The sequence below is a fragment of the Acinetobacter sp. ANC_7682 genome, from assembly GCF_056779795.1.
The window spans coordinates 1-15,674 of the sequence record NZ_JBWYIQ010000017.1 but is presented as its reverse complement, the minus strand read 5'-3'; the positions used below and the strand labels follow the sequence as shown (position 1 = coordinate 15,674).

General features: G+C 42.4%; 12 protein-coding genes and 1 tRNA gene. 2 read left to right on the top strand and 11 right to left on the bottom strand.

The features are described 5' to 3' along the window. The first annotated feature begins 67 nt into the window (after nt 1–67). Nucleotides 68–556 (top strand): DUF4442 domain-containing protein, encoded by a 489-nt coding sequence (locus tag AC1M9D_RS08190; RefSeq protein WP_035265952.1) that lies wholly within the window; start codon nt 68–70, stop codon nt 554–556. Nucleotides 557–618: 62 nt separating this feature from the next. Here the strand turns inward: AC1M9D_RS08190 and AC1M9D_RS08185 are convergent, their stop codons facing one another. Then, the gene (locus AC1M9D_RS08185; RefSeq protein WP_035265949.1) at nt 619–975 is read right to left on the bottom strand and encodes a hypothetical protein; all 357 of its coding nucleotides are present in this window, start codon (nt 973–975) and stop codon (nt 619–621) included. A gap of 272 nt (nt 976–1,247) precedes the next feature. Between AC1M9D_RS08185 and AC1M9D_RS08180 the strand changes: the two genes are divergently transcribed. Next, nucleotides 1,248–2,399, top strand: coding sequence for an IS4-like element ISAbe18 family transposase (locus tag AC1M9D_RS08180; RefSeq protein ID WP_004646736.1), 1,152 nt, complete (start codon nt 1,248–1,250; stop codon nt 2,397–2,399). A gap of 51 nt (nt 2,400–2,450) precedes the next feature. On the opposite strand, the gene rpoC is transcribed toward AC1M9D_RS08180, so the two are convergent. The 10 genes from rpoC to AC1M9D_RS08130 all read right to left on the bottom strand — a co-directional run. Then, the gene (rpoC, locus tag AC1M9D_RS08175) at nt 2,451–6,644 is read right to left on the bottom strand and encodes a DNA-directed RNA polymerase subunit beta' (RefSeq protein WP_035265945.1); all 4,194 of its coding nucleotides are present in this window, start codon (nt 6,642–6,644) and stop codon (nt 2,451–2,453) included. A 144-nt stretch (nt 6,645–6,788) separates the two neighbouring features. After that, nucleotides 6,789–10,877 carry a DNA-directed RNA polymerase subunit beta gene (gene rpoB, locus AC1M9D_RS08170; protein ID WP_092766627.1) on the bottom strand — a complete coding sequence of 1,363 codons (4,089 nt, stop codon included), beginning with the start codon at nt 10,875–10,877 and terminating at the stop codon, nt 6,789–6,791. A gap of 305 nt (nt 10,878–11,182) precedes the next feature. Next, complete coding sequence (gene rplL / locus AC1M9D_RS08165) at nt 11,183–11,554, bottom strand: 50S ribosomal protein L7/L12 (RefSeq protein WP_035265942.1); 372 nt, start codon at nt 11,552–11,554, stop codon at nt 11,183–11,185. Between the two features lie 51 nt (nt 11,555–11,605). Next, a complete protein-coding gene (rplJ, locus tag AC1M9D_RS08160; RefSeq protein WP_035265941.1) occupies nt 11,606–12,112 on the bottom strand; it encodes a 50S ribosomal protein L10 in 507 nt (168 codons plus the stop codon). A gap of 301 nt (nt 12,113–12,413) precedes the next feature. Further along, nucleotides 12,414–13,109 carry a 50S ribosomal protein L1 gene (gene rplA / locus AC1M9D_RS08155; protein ID WP_481611913.1) on the bottom strand — a complete coding sequence of 232 codons (696 nt, stop codon included), beginning with the start codon at nt 13,107–13,109 and terminating at the stop codon, nt 12,414–12,416. 3 nt (nt 13,110–13,112) lie between these two features. Then, nucleotides 13,113–13,541, bottom strand: a complete 429-nt coding sequence (rplK, locus tag AC1M9D_RS08150) for a 50S ribosomal protein L11 (RefSeq protein WP_004813566.1) — start codon at nt 13,539–13,541, stop codon at nt 13,113–13,115. Between the two features lie 115 nt (nt 13,542–13,656). Next, on the bottom strand, nt 13,657–14,190 hold the full coding sequence (nusG, locus tag AC1M9D_RS08145; protein WP_035265938.1) for a transcription termination/antitermination protein NusG: 534 nt from the start codon (nt 14,188–14,190) through the stop codon (nt 13,657–13,659). 7 nt (nt 14,191–14,197) lie between these two features. Continuing rightward, a complete protein-coding gene (gene secE, locus AC1M9D_RS08140; RefSeq protein ID WP_035265936.1) occupies nt 14,198–14,638 on the bottom strand; it encodes a preprotein translocase subunit SecE in 441 nt (146 codons plus the stop codon). 77 nt (nt 14,639–14,715) lie between these two features. Next, a tRNA-Trp gene (locus AC1M9D_RS08135) sits at nt 14,716–14,791 on the bottom strand. 47 nt (nt 14,792–14,838) lie between these two features. After that, the coding region (locus AC1M9D_RS08130) for an elongation factor Tu (RefSeq protein WP_481611912.1) at nt 14,839–15,674 on the bottom strand (836 nt) is incomplete at its 5' end.

Here is a 15,674-nt window from a genome sequence, read left to right as displayed (position 1 = left end):
CGATCAATGCCAGAATATTTTTTGTACTTTAGTATGCTAACTAATGAAATAAAAATAATTGACCTAAATGAGTATTTTGAAAAAGCTAACGACAATTCCGTTAATATCCAAGTATATGTTTAATAGCTTTGCACCCTTTCAAGGCGCAGGCATTACTATCGATAAAATCGACTTAAAAAATCATCATATTCGTGTAAAAATGCCACTTACACGAAAAAATAAAAATATTGTGGGTGTCCACTTTGGCGGTAGCCTTTATTCTATGGTTGACCCATTCTATATGACATTACTCATGTATCACTTAGGTGATAAATATATTGTTTGGGATAAGGCTGCAAGCATTGATTTTTTAACTCCTGGTCGTAGCACTGTTTATGCTGATATCCGCATTGATTCCAGTGAAATACAACTCATCAAAGAGCTCGCTAGCAATCATGCTCCTGTTTACCGTAACTATACTGTGAATATTATGGATGAATCAGGCTTACGGATCGCAGAAGTTCACAAAACTGTGTATATCCGTCGCAAGAAGGCAAAAGCCACACGTTTCCGTTAATAAAAAAAGCGCTCTATGAGCGCTTTTTTTTATCACTTTAGCAAATTAACGATTATTTTGTTCTATCGCTTTTGCTCTATCGCTGCTCCTGCACCGCCGCCAATTGCACCACCAATTGCAGCGCCAGAGTTACCACCAAAAATACTTTTACCGACTGCAGACCCGATTGCACCGCCTACACCACTATAAGTGGCATTACGATCTGAGCCCCCTTGAGCTTTACTACCTACAGCGGCACCTGCACCACCACCAAGCGTTGCACCAACACCACCACCAACATTATTACCAACACCACCACCAAGTGCGCCGCCTGCAGCAGCTGCACCAATACGCTGTTGATTCGGCGTCATGCTTTCACAACCTGCAAGTAGCATTGTAGATACGGTTGCCATCGCCATGACAGCTGTTAACTTTTTCATCTTGATGTCCCTCTTTGTCTATTTATATAAGCATATCGCGATCTAGAGAATAAAATTTTCAATTTCTGTTACAAGACAACGCGAAAATGATGCTATTTGTAAAGATTTTTTTTCAAAATAGATATTTAGCCTCAAATTCACATTATCAAACTCAATAAAAAAAGGCACCCGTAGGCACTGCTGTCCCATAGTTTGCTTTAAATAAAAAAACCTGAGTCCTAACAGTTAAAATATGAGTGCAAACAAACACTTTAACGACCAGGATTCAGGTTTTGTCACATCAGAATACCGTATTTCATGAGCTAATTAAACCTGTTGTGCGACAGGATTTTGAACAACTTGCTAAAGTACACCATGTTGGACAGAAATTTAGAGCGGCTTCCCGGTGGGATCAGTTTATTGCCATATTGATGTCTCAATTCTCTTGTAGGCAAAGTCTGAGAGATATTCAATCCAATTTGGAGTGCCAACAGGAAAAGCTGAGTCATCTCGGAGCAAAGTCTATTCCCCGAAGCACGCTGGCACGAATCAATGAGCAGCAGCCTGCTGCCTTGTATCAACAGCTATTTTACAAGTTGCTTAAATACTATGAACACTCAAAAGTAGCTCATAAATTTCGCTTTAAGAATCCCTTGTATTCCTTGGATGCCAGTCATATTGACCTGTCGCTTTCCTTATGTGAATGGGCCAAAGTTCACGACTCAAAAGCCAGCATGAAACTCAGTATAGGATTGAATCACAGCAATGATATTCCTGAGTTTGTTGCAGTTGAAAATGGCAAAGAAAATGACATGGTACAAGGCCGAAAATTCCAGTTTCCTGCTGGCAGCATTGTAGTTTTTGATAAAGGCTATGTCGATTACCAATGGTATGCAAATCTGACTGCTCAAAACATTGGATTTGTCACACGTTTTAGGCCTAAATCTGTGTATCAGGTGATCCAGCAACATCCAGTGCTTGAATCCAAAGGTATTCTAAAAGATGAAACCATTCAGCTGAATAGCGCACATGCCCTAAAAAGAAAAGCCCCAGTGTTAAGAAGAATTGAATATAGAGATCAGCAAAGTGGCAAGCACTTTAGCTTTCTCAGCAATAACTTTCATTTAGCCGCCTCCACCATTGCGGCGATTTATAAAGATCGTTGGAAAGTTGAGCTGTTCTTTAAGGCGATTAAGCAGAATCTCAAATTAAAAGCGTTTCTAGGTCGCAGCAGGAACGCAATTCAGACACAAATCTGGATTGCGATGATCGCCTATTTATTGGTGAGTTTCGCTCAACATTTAGGAAAAACAGGTTGGACAGTTCAACGTTTACTCAGAATAATTCAAGTGAATTTGTTTGAAAGAAGAACTTTAAAAGCTTTATTTTCACCCGATAAAATACCCATAAAACAAGAGGAAGCTCAAATGAGCTTCCTCTTGTGAAAAATTGTGGGACAGCAATGACCCGTAGGTGCCTTCTTAATTCAGTTTAGACTAAAACTGATCTTCATTTAATGCTTGTGAGAACGCTTGGTCAACTTCAGAGAAGTCATTAACCAATTCGTGTTCAGCAGCTTCTGCTTCTTGACGACGACGCTCTAAGTGGTAAGCCAAACCTGTACCCGCTGGGATCAAGCGACCAACAACCACGTTTTCTTTTAGACCGCGTAAATCATCTTCTTTACCTGTTACAGCAGCTTCAGTTAACACACGTGTTGTTTCCTGGAACGATGCAGCAGAAATGAACGAGTCAGTAGAAAGTGAAGCTTTCGTGATACCCATCAATTGACGTTCAAACTTCGCAGGGAACTTGTTCTGAGCAAGTACTGCTTGGTTTTCTTGGACAACACGGATGTAATCCACTTGCTCGCCTTTGATGAAGCTTGTATCACCACCATCGATGATCTCAACTTTACGCAACATTTGACGTACGATGACTTCAATGTGCTTATCGTTGATTTTTACACCTTGGAGACGATATACGTCTTGAACTTCATTCACGATGTAGTTTGTCAACGCCACTTCACCTTTCAAACGTAAGATGTCATGTGGATTTTGCGGACCATCAGAAATCGTTTCACCACGGTTAACATGCTCACCTTCAAACACGTTAATCGTACGCCACTTAGGAATTAACTCTTCGTAAATCTCTGAGCCATCATCCGGTGTGATCACAAGACGATTCTTACCTTTAGTTTCTTTACCAAAGCTTACAACACCTGAAACTTCTGCAAGGATCGCATGTTCTTTCGGCTTACGCGCTTCAAACAAGTCAGCTACGCGTGGAAGACCACCGGTAATATCACGAGTACGTGAAGTTTCTTGAGGTACACGACCAATTACATCACCCACACCAATTGTTTCGCCATCACGGACAGTCACAATTGTATTTTGTGGTAAGAAGTAGAACTGTTCACCACCATCAACTGTATCTAATACAATCGCTGGACGTAAGTCTTTACCAGAAGCTGGACGAGACGTTACAGGTAAAATTTCAACTGTCGTCATACCAGTTGCATCATCTGTTTTCGATGTTGCAGTCACGCCATCAGCGATTTGGCTGAAACGTGCTTTACCAGCAACTTCTGTTACCAATGGATGCGTATGCGGATCCCAAGTCGCTACAATACCGCCAGCTTCTACCGCACCACCATCTTTAATCAAGATTGAGGCACCGTAAGGAAGTTTATAACGCTCACGCTCACGACCGATGTCATCAGTGATACCAATCTCACCAGAACGAGAAACAGACACTAAGTGACCTTTAGCGTGTTGAACTGTCTTCACATTATGGAAACGGACAAAGCCTGCATTACGTACTTGAACACTGTTCGCAGCAGAAGTTCGGCTCGCAGCACCACCCACGTGGAATGTACGCATCGTTAACTGTGTACCTGGCTCACCAATGGATTGAGCAGCCATTACACCCACTGATTCACCTGGATTCACCAAGTGACCACGTGCAAGGTCACGACCATAACATTTCGCACATACACCAAAAGTAGATGCACAGTTTACTACTGAACGTACTTTAACTTCATCGACACCTTGCTCTTCTAGGTAGTTTGCAAGTTTCTCATCGATGAGTGTATTACGTGGCAGTACTACTTCATCAGAACCTGGTCGCTTCGCATCTTCAGCTAATACACGACCAAGCACACGAGTACCTAAGTTCTCGATAACATCACCACCTTGAATGAATGGCGTCATTACAAGACCGTCAAAAGTACCGCAATCTGGCTCAGTAATCACTAAGTCTTGCGCTACGTCTACAAGACGACGTGTCAAGTAACCCGAGTTCGCTGTCTTCAATGCTGTATCGGCCAAACCTTTACGCGCACCGTGTGTTGAAATGAAGTACTGAAGTACTGTCAAACCTTCACGGAAGTTCGCTTTAATTGGTGTCTCAATAATCGAGCCATCCGGTTTTGCCATCAAACCACGCATACCTGCAAGCTGACGAATCTGTGCTGCACTACCACGGGCACCAGAGTCAGACATCATGTAGATGGAGTTGAATGATTTTTGTTTCTCATCTTCGCCCTGTTTGTTCTTAACAGTCGTGTAAGACAAGTTATCCATCATCGCTTTCGCTACTTGGTCGTTTGTACGTGCCCAAATATCGACAACTTTGTTATAACGTTCACCGGCAGTTACGAAACCTTGTTCGAACTGTTGCTCAATTTCACGAACTTCAACTTCAGCTTTCTCGATGATTGAATACTTCGCAGGTGGAATCACCATGTCTTCCATACCAACAGACACGCCTGAACGTGTTGCTTGACGGAAACCGAGGTACATCAATTGGTCAGCAAAAATAACAGTATCTTTCAAACCAAGCTTACGGTAGCAAGAGTTGATCAATTTAGAGATGTTCTTTTTGGTCATCTCAACGTTGATTTGCTCGAAGCTTAAACCTTCTGGCACAACTTCCCAAAGTAAACAACGGCCTGGCGTTGTATCAACGATAATCGTTTGTTGCTCACGCTCACCATTTTCATTGATCACAGTTTGATGTACACGAGCTTTAACGCGAGCATGTAAATCAACTTGACCTGTTGCAAGCGCACGGTTTACTTCGTGAGTATCCGCGAACACCATGCCTTCACCTTTGGCATTGATTGCATCACGCGTGATGTAATACAAGCCTAAGACAACGTCTTGCGATGGAACGATGATTGGTTCACCGTTTGCTGGAGACAAGATGTTGTTCGTTGACATCATTAACGCACGAGCTTCTAATTGAGCTTCAAGTGTTAATGGAACGTGTACCGCCATTTGGTCACCATCGAAGTCGGCGTTGAACGCAGCACATACGAGTGGGTGTAGACGGATCGCTTTACCTTCGATCAATACAGGTTCAAATGCTTGAAGACCTAAACGGTGAAGTGTTGGCGCACGGTTCAACATCACTGGATGTTGACGAATCACAGATGCAAGAACGTCCCAAACTTCTGGAGTCTCACGCTCAACCATTTTCTTCGCAGCTTTAATGGTAGTTGCTTGGCCAGACGCTTGTAATTTCGCGAAAATAAACGGCTTGAATAACTCAAGTGCCATTTTCTTAGGAAGACCACATTGGTGAAGACGTAAAGTAGGACCTACAGTAATTACCGAACGACCAGAATAGTCAACACGCTTACCAAGTAAGTTTTGACGGAAACGACCTTGTTTACCTTTGATCATGTCTGCCAAAGATTTAAGAGGACGTTTGTTAGAACCAGTAATTGCACGACCACGACGACCGTTATCTAACAATGCATCTACAGACTCTTGCAACATACGTTTTTCGTTACGTACGATGATATCTGGAGCAGCTAGATCAAGAAGACGCTTTAAACGGTTGTTACGGTTAATCACACGACGATAAAGATCGTTCAAATCAGATGTCGCGAAACGACCACCTTCAAGTGGTACAAGCGGACGAAGATCTGGTGGAAGTACTGGAAGTACAGTCAACACCATCCATTCTGGTTTGTTATTCGACTCTTTGAACGCTTCCATTAACTTCAAACGCTTAGATGCTTTCTTAAGCTTCGTTTCAGAAGTTGTATTCGGAATTTCTTCACGTAAACGAGAAATCTCAGCTTCAAGATCAATGTCTTTCAACAAATCTTGAACTGCTTCAGCACCCATTTTCGCAGTGAATTCATCACCGTGCTCTTCTAATGCTGTGAAGTATTCTTCGTCATTCAGAAGTTGGTATTTTTCGAAAGGAGTCATACCAGGATCTGTTACAACGTAAGATTCGAAATACAATACACGTTCGATATCACGTAGCGTCATGTCTAAAAGAAGACCGATACGGCTAGGCAGTGATTTTAAGAACCAAATGTGTGCAACTGGTGAAGCAAGCTCAATGTGACCCATACGTTCACGACGAACTTTCGCAGTTGTTACTTCAACGCCACATTTTTCACAAATGACACCTTTGTATTTCATACGCTTGTATTTACCACACAAGCATTCGTAATCTTTTACTGGACCAAAAATTTTGGCACAGAATAAACCATCACGTTCAGGTTTGAACGTACGATAGTTAATTGTCTCTGGCTTTTTAACTTCACCATGAGACCATGACTTAATCATTTCTGGTGACGCAAGACCAATACGGATGCGATCAAACTCTACAGGAGCATGACCGTCTGAATCCGTCTTTTTGCGCATGATATCGAGCAAGTCTTTCAATTTTTTTCTCCGTGTGTTGTGGAGATTTTCACTTCACAACTGGGTCACAAATATTGTTTTTTAACTGAATTGGTAATCTCCCCTAACCCCTCTTTTTTAAAGAGGGGTTAGTCTCCCCCTTATCAAAGGGGGATTGAGGGGGATTTAGTCACCATTTTTCAGTTCAATGTTGATACCTAAAGAACGGATCTCTTTGGTCAATACGTTGAACGATTCAGGCATACCTGGGTCCATATAATGGTTACCATCTACAATGTTCTTATAGATACGGGTACGACCCTCAACGTCATCCGACTTCACAGTCAGCATTTCTTGAAGCGTATAAGCTGCGCCATATGCTTCGAGTGCCCAGACCTCCATCTCACCGAAACGCTGACCACCGAATTGTGCTTTACCACCAAGCGGCTGTTGCGTTACAAGCGAGTAAGAACCTGTAGAACGCGCATGCATCTTGTCATCAACCAAGTGGTTCAATTTCAACATGTACATGTAACCTACAGTTACAGGACGGTCAAAACGTTCACCAGTACGGCCATCATACAGTACTGTCTGACCAGTACGTGAAAGACCAGATAGTTCTAATAACTCTTTGATTTGACCTTCTTCGGCACCGTCAAATACTGGTGTTGCAAGTGGAACACCTTTACGGAGGTTGCCTGAAAGTGCCAAGATTTCATCATCAGTTAAGCTATCAAGATCTTCTTGCTCGCCACCAACTTTGTTGTAAATCTTGTCTAAGAATTCACGAAGTTCAAGTACAGTACGTTGTTCTTTCAACATTTGATCGATCTTGTCGCCAAGACCTTTCGCAGCCATACCCAAGTGAGTTTCAAGAATCTGACCCACGTTCATACGTGAAGGTACACCTAGTGGGTTCAATACGATATCTACTGGAACACCATTCGCATCATGTGGCATGTCTTCAACTGGCAAGATGTTTGATACAACACCTTTGTTACCATGACGACCCGCCATCTTATCACCAGGCTGAATACGACGTTTTACTGCTAGGTAAACTTTAACAACTTTCAATACGCCAGTTGTTAACTCATCACCTGTAGAAAGCTTGCGTTTTTTCTCAGCGAATTTCTCATCGATTTCAAGACTCTTCTCTTTCAAGAATACTTGAATTTGAGTTAAACGCTCCGCGATGCCTTCATCTACTGGTTGGATATCAAGTAGATCAACAAGTTCTAGATTTGAAAGAACTTCATCAGTTAACTTATCGCCACGTTTTGTTGTACCGCCGCCATTAGACTCTTGACCATTCAACAAACGTACAACGCGCTCACGTGCAGCTTCTTCGAAGATTTTGTATTCTTCTTTCAAATCTTTACGGTATGCATCAAGTTGAGCTTTTTCAATCGCTTGAGCACGTTCGTCTTTCTCGATACCATCACGAGTAAACACTTGAACGTCGATGACTGTACCCTTCGTACCAGATGGAACACGAAGTGAAGAGTCTTTCACATCAGCTGCTTTTTCACCAAAGATTGCACGAAGCAATTTTTCTTCAGGAGTCAACTGCGTTTCGCCCTTAGGTGTTACTTTACCAACTAAAATGTCACCAGCAGTTACTTCAGCACCGATATAGACAATACCTGATTCATCAAGCTTAGAAAGTGCAGCCTCGCCTACGTTCGGAATATCAGCAGTAATTTCTTCAGAACCAAGTTTAGTATCACGCGCAACACAAGAGAGTTCTTGAATGTGAATAGACGTCAAACGATCTTCTTGAAGAACACGCTCAGATAATAAGATCGAGTCTTCGTAGTTATAACCGTTCCAAGTCATGAACGCGACACGCATGTTTTGACCAAGAGCCAATTCACCACCATCAGTTGATGGACCATCAGCAAGTACATCACCACGACCAACTTTGTCGCCTAGGTTCACAAGCACTTTTTGGTTAATACATGTGTTTTGGTTTGAACGTGTGTATTTAATCAAGTTATAGATATCTACACCTGCTTCACCCGCAACCATTTCATCTTCATTCACACGAATAACGACACGAGATGCATCTACGTATTCAATACGCCCGCCACGTTTCGCGATCACACACACGCCTGAATCATGTGCCACGTTCGCTTCCATACCTGTACCAACAAGAGGCTTGTCAGCAATCAGCGTAGGAACAGCCTGACGTTGCATGTTTGAACCCATCAATGCACGGTTCGCATCATCGTGTTCAAGGAATGGAATCAGTGACGCAGCCACAGAAACAACCTGCTGAGCAGATACGTCCATATGCGTTACTTTTTCTGGCGGCATACGTACGAAGTCACCTTGGTGACGAACAGATACGAATTCTTCTGTTAAGTTGCCATCTTTATCCAATTGAGAATCGGCCTGTGCAATCACAGTACCTACTTCTTCAATTGCTGATAAATATTCAACTTCATCCGTTACACGACCATCGACAACTTTACGATATGGAGTTTCTAAGAAACCAAAGCTATTCGCTTTCGCATATACAGATAATGAGTTGATCAAACCAATGTTTGGACCTTCAGGCGTTTCAATTGGACAAACACGACCGTAGTGAGTCTGATGTACGTCACGTACTTCGAAGCCCGCACGTTCACGTGTTAAACCACCTGGACCTAATGCTGATACACGACGTTTGTGTGTAATTTCAGACAATGGATTGTTTTGATCCATGAACTGAGATAATTGGCTTGAACCAAAGAATTCTTTGATTGCAGCCGCTACTGGTTTTGCATTAATCAAGTCTTGTGGAGACAAGTTATCTGTCTCTGCTTGTGATAAACGCTCTTTCACAGCACGTTCAACACGAACTAGACCAACACGGAATTGGTTTTCTGTCATTTCACCAACAGAACGTACGCGACGGTTACCTAGGTGGTCGATATCATCGACTTCACCTTTACCGTTACGTATTTCAACCAGTGTTTTTAATACGTCAATGATGTCATCGTTTGAAAGAATACCTTCAACTTCACGTGACTTCTGATCTGTACCCACTTCGTAAGGACGACCCAAACGACGGTTGAACTTCATACGACCGACTGGTGATAAATCATAACGTTCAGAAGAGAAGAACAAGTTATTGAATAAGTTTTCTGCAGCTTCTTTCGTTGGTGGCTCACCTGGACGCATTACCTTGTAAATTTCTACAAGCGCTTCTTCACGACCAGAAGTCGTATCAGCACGTAATGAATCAGCTACGAATGAACCGCGATCGATGTCGTTGGTATAAAGTAGGTTAAATTGCTTAACACCGCCTTCAGCGATTTTGACCATGACTTCATGGCTAAGAACCGTGTTTGCAGCAATCACATCACCATTGTGTAATGTAATGTCTTCAGCAGTAATACGCTCATACAAATATTCATCAGGTACTGGAAGTTTAGTTAAGCCTGCAGCTTCCATTTGACGAACATGACGCGCATTAATACGTTTACCTTGCTCAACGATTGTCTTACCGTCATTGTCTGTGATATCAAATTGTGCCATTTCGCCACGCAGACGCTCTGGAACCAAGTCAATTTGATAGCTGCCCATGTCTAGATATACAGGAACTTTTTCATAGAACATGTCTAGAATTTGTTCGTTTGTATAGTTCAAGGCACGAAGAATCACAGTCGCAAGTAACTTACGACGACGGTCAATACGTACGTATACTAAATCTTTAGCATCAAACTCAAAGTCTAACCATGAACCACGGTAAGGAATGATACGTGCTGAATAAAGCACCTTACCACTTGAATGCGTCTTACCCTTGTCATGATCAAAGAACACACCAGGTGAACGATGTAATTGAGATACGATTACACGCTCAGTACCATTGATCACGAACGTACCGTTCTGTGTCATAAGTGGCATTTCACCCATGTACACTTCTTGTTCACGTACGTCTTTAATTGATTTCGTTTCGCGATCTTTAATGATCAAACGAATTTTTACGCGCATTGGTGCCGCATAAGTTGAGCCACGAAGAATACATTCGCGAACATCAAACTCTGGTTTACCAAGGCTATACTCAACGAATTCTAAAGCAGCATTCCCAGAATAACTTTCAATTGGAAAAACTGAACGAAATGCGGCTTGGAGACCGATATCTTCGCGGTTTTTTGGTGTTTTGCCATCTTGAAGGAACGTTCTGTACGAGTCGACTTGAATCGCGAGCAGGTACGGAGCATCCATCACTTGGGGCAATTTACCAAAATTCTTACGGATCCGTTTCTTTTCGGTATATGAGTATGCCATCTGGAGTCCTCGGAAAGTAAACTAAACCCGCCTGCAGAACGGGTCTAGAAGGAATTACGCAGGTCGATATGACCACCACTTTGTTCAAATGCTGCAATGTTCAGTGGTATTAAAACGCTTAACAATATTTTTAAACATGGAAAAATATTGGTAAGCGTTTGATTTTATTCAATTATAGTTAGTATTGATGATTTTTACATCAAGTTAACAAAAATCGAGCCGATAATTGTAACGCAAAAAGGCTGATGACCCAAGAGCCATCAGCCAATTTTTGGGGTCAAATTAATAATGACCCCATGGCGAAATTACTTAACAGTAACTTGAGCACCAGCTTCTTCAAGTTTCTTCTTAAGTTCTTCAGCTTCTTCTTTAGAAACACCTTCTTTAAGAAGAGCTGGAGCGCCTTCAACTAAATCTTTAGCTTCTTTAAGACCAAGACCAGTAGCTTCACGAACTGCTTTAATTACAGCAACTTTGTTAGCACCGAAAGAAGTCAACTCTACATTGAATTCAGTTTGTTCTTCAGCAGCAGCAGCGCCAGCACCTGGAGCAGCAGCTACAGCTACAGCAGCAGCAGATACATTGAATTTCTCTTCAAAAGCAGAGATAAGTTCAACAAGTTCAAGAACAGTTTTTTCAGCAACTGCGTTTAAGATTTCTTCGTTAGTTAAAGCCATGAGAATAACTCCAAATGGATATTGAATGGTGTGGAAATTGATTTGTTAAGCTTAAGCAGCTTCTGACTCGTTTTTCTCTTTGAGCGCAGTAATAAGGCGACCCAATTTCGAAATAGGAGCTTGAAGAACATTTGCAAGCATAGTAAGCGCTTTTTCTTGGTTCGGAAGGTTCGCGATTACGCTAACTTCAGCACCTTGATAAACCTTGCCATCGAATGCAGCAGCTTTAAGTTCAAATGCTTTATTAGTTTTAGCAAATTCTTCAAACAAACGAGCAGCTGCGCCCATGTCGTCTTCAGAAGTCGAGAAAGCTAAAATTGTTGGGCCAACAAGGTTGTCGTTCAAGATATCGAACTGAGTATCTTGAAGAGCACGTTTAGCTAAAGTATTACGCACGATACGTGTAGTAACACCTAGTTTACGAGCTTCAACACGAAGAGCAGTTAATTGCTCAACAGTTAAACCTTGGTAGTCAGCAACAACAGCAGTGAAAGCAGTAGAAGCAACAGCGTTAACTTCAGCTACGATCTGTTTTTTGTCTTCGATAAGAAGAGCCATTGTAAAACCTCCTAACGGTGATTTATGTACTCACGCGAAGTACACTCCCAGTTCGTTAACTCATCACTGAGTCAACACGCGGAGGATGAACTAAATCACACCACCGCGTCTACGCAGGCTGGAATATTAAGAGCGAAGCATAAAACTCCCCTCGCCTGTGGTCTTTGACGCTGATAAATTCTCATTTACCAATTCAAAGTTTGCCTAAGTTCGCAAGAAATCCAAAACCGGTATCTTGCGTAAGATTTGAAGCAGCGCTTCAAATCTTACTCAGGGCTTTAAAATTCTGTCTAAGTTAAACTTAGTTAGAAACGCTAGTTACATCAATAGTAAGACCAGGACCCATAGTTGAGCTTAAAGTGATCTTTTTGATATAAACACCTTTAGAAGTTGCAGGTTTTGCTTTCTTAAGGTCAGCTACAAGAGCTTCAACGTTTTGACGAACAGCTTCAGCAGTGAAACCTACTTGACCGATCGCAGCATGGATGATACCCGCTTTGTCTACACGGTAACGTGCTTGACCAGCTTTTGCATTTTTAACTGCAGTTGCTACGTCAGGAGTTACAGTACCCACTTTAGGGTTTGGCATTAAGCCACGTGGACCAAGGATTGTACCTAACTTACCTACAACGCGCATTGCATCTGGAGCAGCAATCACTACGTCAAAGTCAAGGTTACCCGCTTGAATGCTTTCAGCAAGGTCATCAAAACCAACTACGTCCGCGCCTTCAGCTTTAGCAGCTTCAGCAGCAGCGCCTTGAGCAAACACAGCTACACGTACAGTTTTACCAGTACCTGCAGGAAGTGTAGTCGCGCCACGAACAACTTGGTCAGATTTACGAGGATCAACACCTAGATTTACAGCTACATCCAAAGATTCTTTGAATTTAGCAGCTGGAAGGCTAGAAAGTACTGCTACAGCTTCTTCCAAAGTATAAACTTTGTTCGCTTCTACAGCAGCTGCAATCGCTTTTTGACGTTTAGTTAATTTAGCCATGTCTTAAAGCTCCACTTCCAAGCCCATAGAACGTGCAGAACCAGCAATGGTACGTACACGCGCGTCTAAGTCAGCACCAGTTAAATCTGGTTCTTTAGTAGTCGCGATCTCTTCTAATTGAGCACGAGTCAACTTACCAACTTTAGTTTTGTTAGGTACAGCTGAACCCTTTTGGATACCAGCAGCTTTCTTAAGCAGAATAGCAGCAGGCGGAGTTTTCATGATAAATGTGAACGACTTGTCGTTGTACACAGTGATCACTACAGGAATCGGAAGACCAGCTTCAAGTTTTTGTGTAGCAGCATTGAATTCTTTACAGAATGCCATGATGTTTACACCACGTTGACCTAGTGCAGGACCGATTGGTGGAGATGGATTCGCTTTACCAGCTGGAACTTGCAGCTTGATATAGCCGTCAATCTTCTTAGCCATTTCAATTACCTCTGGGTACAAACGCCGATTAAGGCTCCCCAATATTTACAAGTAACGATACCGTTACAACAACAATGCCCGATTAATAAAATCGGGCGTTTTCAACCAATTCAGATTAAATTGTTTTTTCGACTTGGCGAAATTCCAATTCAACTTGAGTTGGTCGATTGAATACATTAATCGTCAACGTTAAGCGTGACTTTTCGTACTGAACTTCTTCCACCACACCTTTAAAGTCTGTGAATGGACCATCAGTAACCAATAATTCTTCGCCTGGCTCGAACATTGTCTTAGGACGAGGTGCTTCGCCAGTATTGCGTACACGTGCAAGAATCGCGTCAGCTTCTTTTTGCGTAATTGGAGCAGGCTTTTCTGCCGTACCACCAATAAATCCGAGCACTTTTGGACATTCTTTAACAATGTGCCAAGTATCGTCATTCATTTCCATTTCAACTAACACATAGCCTGGAAAGAATTTACGCTCTGACTTACGTTTCTTACCATCCTTCATCTCTACCACTTCTTCAGTAGGAACAAGGACTTCACCAAAGCTATCGGCAACAGCGCTACGCTGGATTCGATCATTAAGCGAACGCATCACTTGTTTTTCATAACCTGAATAGGCATGAATAATGTACCAACGTTTCATAGCTCTTTTACCCGATAATAAACTTCATCAACCAACTAATAATGTAATCAAAACACCATAAACCAATAGCGGTGATTACAACAACAAGTAACACTTGCCATGATGCAGTTACTGTTTCTTGCTTTGTTGGCCAAATCACTCGACGCAGTTCAATGCGTGAGTCTTTCAACAAACGAACAAAGCCTTTGCCTTGATGGGTGGCGTATAATAAACCTAAAGCCACAACGATACAAGCCAAAATTACCCCAACACGCACCCAAATATTGTTTGCGGGAACCCAATATGCTGGAAGATGTTGATTTACCATAAGTGCACCAGCAAGTAATGCCAATGCAATAATCCATAAAATCACGTCAACTGGTGAACCAGATTTAACGACTTCAGCGGAATTGTTTCTTTGAGGAATTGGCGCGTCGCTTAATGCGTCACGCGATTTATCATTCGACATTTTTGTACTCGTCGTTGAATTCGCGACTTATTATATGACCAGTTTAGCCAGCATCAAGCTTTTTATCAAAAATAATTTGGCAGGCCAGGAGGGACTCGAACCCCCAACATTCGGTTTTGGAGACCGACGCTCTACCAATTGAACTACTGACCTATAACAAAACCGAGAATCGAAACTCTCGGTTTTCGTTTGTACTTCTATTATGCAGTTACTTTAGCAACAACACCAGCACCAACTGTACGACCACCTTCACGGATCGCAAAACGTAGACCTGGGTCCATTGCGATTGGGTGGATTAATTCTACTGACATTTCTACGTTGTCACCAGGCATAACCATTTCAACGCCTTCTTGCAATTGAATCGCGCCAGTTACGTCAGTTGTACGGAAGTAGAACTGTGGACGGTAACCGTTAAGGAATGGAGTGTGACGACCACCTTCTTCTTTAGAAAGTACGTATACTTCTGCATCGAATTTAGTGTGTGGCTTGATCGCACCTGGTTTAGAAAGTACTTGACCACGTTGTACGTCTTCACGCTTAGTACCACGTAATAAGATACCACAGTTCTCGCCCGCACGACCTTCGTCTAGAAGTTTACGGAACATTTCAACGCCAGTTACTGTAGTTTTAACTGTGTCTTTGATACCTACGATTTCAACTTCTTCGCCTACTTTCACGATACCAGCTTCTACACGGCCAGTTACTACTGTACCACGACCAGAAATCGAGAATACGTCTTCGATTGGCATTAAGAATGCTTTATCAATAGCACGCTCTGGCTCTGGGATGTAAGTGTCAAGCGCTTCAACAAGAGCAACAACTGCATCTTCACCGAACTGACCAGCTTCACCGTTAAGTGCAGCAAGAGCAGAACCACGGATAACTGGAGTGTCATCACCTGGGAAGTCATAAGTAGAAAGAAGTTCACGAACTTCCATTTCAACCAGCTCAAGAAGCTCTTCGTCGTCTACAAGGTCACATTTGTTTAAGAATACAACGATGTATGGAACACCTACTTGGCGAGAAAGAAGGATGT

Coding starts and splice junctions, on each gene's coding strand:
- AC1M9D_RS08190 (WP_035265952.1), top strand. CDS start 68: ATGAGTATTTTGAAAAAGCTAACGACAATTCCGTTAATATCCAAGTAT.
- AC1M9D_RS08185 (WP_035265949.1), bottom strand. CDS start 975: ATGAAAAAGTTAACAGCTGTCATGGCGATGGCAACCGTATCTACAATG.
- rpoB (WP_092766627.1), bottom strand. CDS start 10,877: ATGGCATACTCATATACCGAAAAGAAACGGATCCGTAAGAATTTTGGT.
- rplL (WP_035265942.1), bottom strand. CDS start 11,554: ATGGCTTTAACTAACGAAGAAATCTTAAACGCAGTTGCTGAAAAAACT.
- rplJ (WP_035265941.1), bottom strand. CDS start 12,112: ATGGCTCTTCTTATCGAAGACAAAAAACAGATCGTAGCTGAAGTTAAC.
- rplA (WP_481611913.1), bottom strand. CDS start 13,109: ATGGCTAAATTAACTAAACGTCAAAAAGCGATTGCAGCTGCTGTAGAA.
- rplK (WP_004813566.1), bottom strand. CDS start 13,541: ATGGCTAAGAAGATTGACGGCTATATCAAGCTGCAAGTTCCAGCTGGT.
- nusG (WP_035265938.1), bottom strand. CDS start 14,190: ATGAAACGTTGGTACATTATTCATGCCTATTCAGGTTATGAAAAACAA.
- secE (WP_035265936.1), bottom strand. CDS start 14,638: ATGTCGAATGATAAATCGCGTGACGCATTAAGCGACGCGCCAATTCCT.